General features: G+C 50.9%; 3 protein-coding genes and 1 pseudogene. 3 read left to right on the forward strand and 1 reads right to left on the reverse strand.

The genetic code is table 11. The features are described 5' to 3' along the window. The coding region (gene fusA, locus IQ235_RS14335; protein WP_264322131.1) for an elongation factor G at positions 1-2014 on the reverse strand (2014 nt) is incomplete at its 3' end. Positions 2015-2352: 338 nt separating this feature from the next. Between fusA and IQ235_RS14340 the strand changes: the two genes are divergently transcribed. The 3 genes and pseudogenes from IQ235_RS14340 to IQ235_RS14350 form a co-directional block, all read left to right on the forward strand. Continuing rightward, positions 2353-2886: a DUF3122 domain-containing protein gene (locus IQ235_RS14340; RefSeq protein WP_264322132.1), complete on the forward strand. Its 534-nt coding sequence runs from the start codon at positions 2353-2355 to the stop codon at positions 2884-2886. A gap of 863 nt (positions 2887-3749) precedes the next feature. Next, complete coding sequence (locus IQ235_RS14345) at positions 3750-5927, forward strand: hypothetical protein (RefSeq protein WP_264322133.1); 2178 nt, start codon at positions 3750-3752, stop codon at positions 5925-5927. Between the two features lie 141 nt (positions 5928-6068). After that, positions 6069-7127, forward strand: a pseudogene (locus tag IQ235_RS14350) (hypothetical protein); the annotation flags it as partial.

Raw genomic sequence — 7127 nt, forward strand, 5'->3', positions numbered from 1 at the left:
CGTTACCACCAATCGGTGCAGCTCGATATCCCGACAACTCCATCGAGAAACTCGCCATTCCCCGAGAAAGCGATCGCAACCGGGTAGAGTAGCCGAACATCTCGGCTAGGGGCACTTCCGCTTCGAGTCGGGCAGAATTCTCCTCGATTTGCGACCCCAGCATCGTGCCGCGACGGGACATCAGGTTCCCCTGAATCCGACCGACGAATTCGGGCGGGGTTTCTACTTCCACCCGCATCATCGGTTCGAGGATGAGGGGTTTGGCATTGGCGAAAGCCTGGGCGAAACCCTGCATCGCCGCATACCGGAATCCCGTTTCCTTGGAATCGACAGCGTGGAACGCGCCCCCTTCGAGAATGACTTTCACCCCGACGACGGGATAACCCGCCAGTTTGCCAGTGGCGATCGCATCTCGGAACCCCTTCTCGCACGCGGGAATAAACTGGCTGGGAATTGCCCCCCCAACGACGCGATTTTCAAAGACGAAAGGTTCTTCCGTCGGTTCGATCCGACCGATGACACGAGCGTATTGCCCCGGCCCGCCGGACTGCTTTTTCAGGGTGTAGTCGAAGCTGCCAGCTTGGGAAATCGCCTCCCGATAAGCCACGGACGGCGCGCCCACATCCACTCGCACTCCATACTCTCGCTGCATCCGTTCGATATAAATCTCCAGGTGCAGTTCTCCCATGCCTGAAATCAGGGTTGCCCCGGTTTGGGCATCGGTACCGACGCGCAGGGTGGGGTCTTCTTTGACGAACCGATTTAGGGCTTTGGACAGACCGGCGGCATCCTCTTGGGTGGCTGGGGCAACGGCCAAGGTAATCACCGGATCGGGAACGAACATCCCCTCGAGGGAGACTTGGGTTCCTTCGCCGCACAGGGTGTCGCCGGAGGCGCAGTTGGCCCCAATGGTGGCGATGATATCTCCAGCGGCCGCCTCGGCAATCTCCTGGCGGGCATCGGCATGGAGTCGCACCAAGCGACCGACTCGGAATACGTCCTGGGTGCGGGTGTTGCAAATGCGATCGCCCGATTTTAGGGTTCCCGAATAGAGGCGCAGGTAGGTGAGGACACCGAATGCATCCTGGGTGAGTTTGAATGCCAGGGCGATCGAGGGTGCATTGCGATCGGGAATTACGATCTCCCCGGTTTCGGCTTTCACCTCTCGATCGAGGGGTGAGGGCAAATAACGGGCGACCGCGTCGAGGAGATTCTGCACCCCTTTGTTATCGAAAGCCGAACCCATCAACACTGGGGTCAGTTCCAAACTCAGGGTTCCCCGACACACGACCTCCCAGAGAAATTCCGGGGCGATCGCTTTTCCCTCCAGCATTGCCGCCATCAGTTCGTCGGAAACCATCGACAGGTCGTCGAGCATTTTCTCCCGCGCTTCGCACGCCGCACCATACAACAGTTCGGGGATGGGTTTGCTGGCGACAATTTCGCCGTTTTCGCCCTCGAAGTAGTTCGCCCGCATTTCGACCAGATCGATAACGCCGACAAACCCTTTTGCCAAACCGATCGGGTATTGCAATGCAACCGGGTTTAAGCCGAGTTTCTCCCGCAGCGATCGCACTACGCCAAAGGGGTTGGCACCGGGGCGATCCATCTTGTTGATAAATGCCACGCGAGGAACGCGATAGCGCTTCATCTGTCGGTCTACAGTCACCGACTGGGACTGCACCCCAGCCACGGCACACAGCACCATTACCGCCCCGTCTAGCACTCGCAGCGCCCGTTCCACTTCGATGGTGAAGTCTACGTGTCCGGGGGTATCGATGAGGTTGATTTGGGTATCCTTCCACTGGCAGGTGGTGGCCGCCGAGGCGATCGTAATCCCTTTGACGAACTCTAATTCCATCGAGTCCATCGTTGCCCCTTTGCCGCCGCCACGCACTTCCTCGATTTGGCGGATTTTTCCGGTGTAGTACAAAATCCGCTCGCTGAGGGTGGTTTTGCCGGCGTCGATGTGGGCGGAAATACCAATGTTGCGGATGCGTTCTCGAGGAATCATAGGACAAAGCTACCAGTCGGCTGGTAGGAATAGAGTTAGAGTCGCTTCGCGGTTAATTTCTTAAAAAATGAAGCGAGGTTTTGATTGTAACACAAATACTACAAACTGATTCCGGTGCAGCGCCGCAGAAACAACTGACTCACCTTCAACCCGTGAAAGCTATGTGGAGTGGGAATTGTGCTAATGACCCGTAGCGTCCCTAGTTCCCCTCTCACCGAGGGGTTAGGGGTGGGTTCGGTTACCGACTGAGCGATCGCGATAAAATTCTACTGGAGTATAAAGCGACAATCTGCGATCCGATTCGCGGGTTGGAAGCCGGAATTTACCTGAATTCTACGATGATAAAAACTCAACCCCAAAAACAAAAGATTCGGTGGCAAAAAATTATCGGTTTAGCACTTCTTTTCGTTATTTTATATTTTAGTATTAATCCCCCATCTGCATTCGCCGAAATCAGAATGTCCGAACATACTCCCGGACGACTTCTAATTCAATCGCGACATAATTTAAAAGATAATCAGGAAAATGCTTGGAACGCTATCTTATTCAAACAAGCCGAAATTGATGGTCGCGACAACGTAATTTTGCGTTTGGTGGGTTTTCCGGGAATTATCGAATTCAATCGATCGCATCCCCTCGAAATTACTACCCATCGAGGTGAGTTCTGGGCAACAAAAGACTTATTTTCCGACACCCCACCGGCTGCCAATGTCGCTCAATACGATATGAAAGAGATTCTCCCGCAACTGCCGAAATTTGGCAAGGTTCGCCTGGATTTTCAGTTGAGTGGCGATCGCCATATCGAGATAGACGTCCCCAAATCGATCGTTGGGGAATGGAAAACTGTGATTGCCGATCGCAATCCGAGATAGTGAAATAGGCGATCGAGATTTTTTAAGAAAAATTTTCTAACCCAAAATAATTGAAAACTGCGATTTTTGGGCAATCGCAGACGTTATTGATTATGCAAAAGTTAGCATTTTTTAATACTTAAAGAGAGGTCTGTCCCTGAAAAAGGAGATAGAGAAATGATTCTCGCCATTTTCCCGGATGATAAAATCCATTAAAAACAACGAATAAATCTATCTATTATTCTCAATAAAAAAGATAATATTTTTCTTGATTTTCATGAAACAAATTGCGCTTAAATCAAGTCGTTAAATATATAAATCGAAATTAATCTGCGGTGAATCTAAATTTTCATTGTCAGGATTGAGGGAGAGGAAGAGGATGCAAAAACCTCAAATTATCGATGAGAGTGCCTGCCATTGACCGGTATCGAGTATCCGCTCTCTCAATCCTAACCTTCACCATCGATCGTTTCAACTCTTAAACCCACGATAAACGTGAATTTCCAGGATATCGATATCCTGGTGAATCCCGACTTGGAAATCCCGAATTGGCAATTTTTACCGAAAAAAAGCCATTTCATACTTTGGTTCGGAGATTTCATCAACCAATTAATCCGATATCGATGATTTTTAATCGATCGATATAGCAATTCTCAGTCTTGTGAGGTACACCCAAATTCTATTTCCTATTCCCCATTCCCCATTCCCGAAAACCAGAAACTCTGTACTTCAACAGATTGATAACCGCTATATCGAGTTATTCTGCATTCCGATTTATGCTTTTTCTCTCTTCATGAGAAAGCATCTAAAATATTTAATTTCAACTTCTCAAACTCTCAACTCTATTTCAACGAATTCATTACCGAACCCACAACTAACCAACCATGAATAGCAATCTCCTAAATCTCGACTACTATCGCCGGGTCAATCCCGATTTGGCTAACTTCACCGACGAGCAAGCCACCCAGCACTTCTTCAACTTCGGTCTTCGCGAAGGACGAGATTTTTCCCCAGTTGTCGATCTCGATCTCTATCGGGCAGCCAACCCCGATCTCGCCGCCGTCGGTTTCACCGAAAACCGTCAATTTTTCGACCATCTTTCTAACTTTGGCGTAGGGGAAGGTCGGCTATTTTCCAATACATTTCATGCGGATTTTTACCGCGCATCCCACTCCGATCTGATTGCCATCGGCTTCGATAACGAGCAACTCTTCGACCATTTTCTCCAATTTGGCATCAATGAAGGACGGGTCGCCTCCAATACCTTCGATATCGACTTTTATCTCAACTCCAACCCCGATTTAGTCGCCGCCGGATTGGACAATCGCCAGGGCTTAAACCACTTCAGCCGGTTCGGGATCAACGAAGGACGCATCACCTCGCCCCAGTTCGATGTGGGAACTTATCTGGGCATTCATCCCGATTTAGTCGCTGCGGGACTGACAAGTGCCCAAGCCTTCGACCACTATCAAATCTTCGGCTTCAACGAACGTCGATTTGCCGCCCCGGTGTTGCCCGTTCCTGGCGATCCGGGAGACACGATCGAGACGAGTTTCGATTTAGGGACGATCGTCTTTGGCAACCGTCGCTTTAGCGATTCTTTAGTCACAGGCGATCTCAGAGATATCTATCAATTTACCCTCGCTCGTCCCAGTGCCGTAAATTTGGACTTTACAGTGCAAGGAGTATCGATCTTCGAGAATACTCAAGTCTCATTACTCGGACGCAGCGGCGATGGACCAGAATTTGACGAAATTCTCGATACCGATGGGAGATTGTCTGCAAACATCTCGGGTGTGTTGCCTGCCGGAACTTATGGATTGAGTGTCAGAACGAACCAACGTCCCGGTTTTGAAATGTTTCGGGAGTACGAGGGGAGTATTTTGGCGACTCCCGTGGCGGGGTTGCCTGCCGATAGAGCCGGAAACTCGGCATCTGCGGCCCGCGACCTGGGGGTGCTAACCACGGTGCAAACCTTCAATGACGATCTCGGATTGTTCGATACCGCCGATGTTTATCGCTTCACCCTCGATGCAACGACGAATATCGAAGCGGTAATCGATGGGAACAGTCATAATGCGATCGTCGAAATTGCCGAGGATCTCAACAATAACGGCGAGATCGACGGCCCCCAGGTGGGACCGGAAATTTTTGCAACGGCTAATTCTGAAAGCGGACTGGGTTTTTCTCTCGATGCCGGAACCTACTTCCTGCGCTTGAGGCGCGATCGCGTTGATACGAACTACAACCTCACCCTATCGCCTCAAGCCTCGAGACTGCCCCCGGACGGTGCGGGGAACACCTTATCGAGTGCGTTGGATTTGGGGGTGTTGAGTGCGGGGCGATCGTTTAGCGATACGGTTAGCACAGCCGATGGTATCGACTACTATCAATTCGAGATCGATACCCCCACCAATGTCGGCATCGTCCTCGATTCCGTCGGGGGCAGCCCAGTACTCGCAATCGGTCGGAATTTGAATGGCGGGGACGATCGGGTTCTCGAAAGCATCGAGATCTTGCAACAGCATTTTCGCGACATTGGCAACATCCCCCAGCAACAAGCATGGAGTCTGTCTCTAACTCCGGGCACCTATTTCGCCCTAGTCGGATCGGTCGCTCCCATATCCGTGCCCTACAACCTCAATATCGCCCCAACGCCCCCACCAGGACTACCACCGGACGGAGCTGGCAGTAGCTCGGATACCGCCAGAAACTTGGATGTGCTGACCGGAATGGAGACATTTAGCGACAGCATCGGTGTGGCGGATCGTACCGATTACTATCGCTTCGTTCTCGATCGCCCTTCGACAGTAGACCTATTACTCGAAGTTGCCGAAAATCGCTTTAGCAACACGACCCGATTTGACTTTTTTACTGATGCCAACGCCAATAACATCGCGCCAGAAATGGGAGAATCTTCCCGAAGCATTGCCCTCGATTTTGCCACTCTTCGAGCCGAAACCTCTCTCGCCCTCGATCCGGGTGTTTATTTTGTCCGAGTTTTTAATGAAATCGGGGATGCAAACATCAATTACGAGCTGAATCTATCGGCAACCTTTTAATGCAAGCTTTGTCTTTAGAGATTTTTCTATTCAGCGCTCTTACACGAAGCTAAAATCTGACCGTCGCGATATACCAGGCAGTATCGATCGGCGGCCGCTCTACAGCTTCAGTCTCAATACTCCACCACCTAAAAACCGATTATGACTGTCAATCTCCTGGACATCGACTACTATCGTCAAGTGAATCCCGACTTGGCAAATTTTACCGCCGAGCAAGCTACCCAGCACTTTTTCGACTTCGGACTGCGAGAAGGACGAGATTTTTCCCCGATCGTCGATCTCGATTTGTACCGAGCGGCAAACCCAGATCTAACCGCTGTCGGCTTCACCGACAATCGCCAATTCTTCGACCATCTTGCTAGTTTTGGCGTGGCGGAAGGTCGGCTATTTTCCAATACATTTCATGCGGATTTTTACCGCGCATCCCATGGAGATCTGATTGCCGTCGGCTTCGAGAACGAGCAACTGTTCGAGCATTTCTTACAATTCGGCATTAATGAAGGTCGAGTCGCTTCTAATACCTTCGATATCGGCTTTTATCTCAACTCTCATCCCGATTTAATCGCTACGGGATTGAACAATCGCCAAGGCTTAACTCACTTCAACCAGTTCGGCATTAACGAAGGACGCATCACCTCAACTCAGTTTGATGTCGGTACTTATCTGGGCATTCATCCCGATCTGGTCGCTGCGGGACTGACGAGTTCCCAAGCCTTCGACCACTATCAAGTGTTCGGCCTCAACGAACGCCGGATCGCCGCCCCGTTGTTGACCCGATCTGCTAACGTGGATTTCGGCTTCGGCGCGATCGGCGGCAACCGTCGCTTTAGCAGTGTTTCAGGAGGTTTCCATCAATTCACCCTGTTTCGTCCGAGTTGGGTGAGTGCGGGAATTTCCACCACGACAAATTCATCTGTCAGCCTCTCGTTATTTGCCGATTTCAATGGCAACGGTAGGTTCGATCCCGGCGAACCCAGTACCAGTGATACGGGATTATCTCCCAATATCTCTAGCGTCTTACCAGCAGGAACCTATGGCTTAAGCGTACCTCTAACGTCAAGTTCTGTTGAGGTCGCACCTGGCATCTTTCGCCCTATCATTCTTTCTTTCGAGTACGATGGCAACCTGCTGGCGAGTCCGGTGGCGGCAGTACCGACCGATAATGCCGGAAATTCGATCGCCACCGCCCGTGACTTAGGC

Source organism: Zarconia navalis LEGE 11467 (assembly GCF_015207075.1).
In the GTDB taxonomy this organism is placed as follows: Bacteria; Cyanobacteriota; Cyanobacteriia; order Cyanobacteriales; family Geitlerinemataceae; genus Zarconia; species Zarconia navalis.

Coding starts and splice junctions, on each gene's coding strand:
- IQ235_RS14340 (WP_264322132.1), top strand. CDS start 2,353: ATGATAAAAACTCAACCCCAAAAACAAAAGATTCGGTGGCAAAAAATT.
- IQ235_RS14345 (WP_264322133.1), top strand. CDS start 3,750: ATGAATAGCAATCTCCTAAATCTCGACTACTATCGCCGGGTCAATCCC.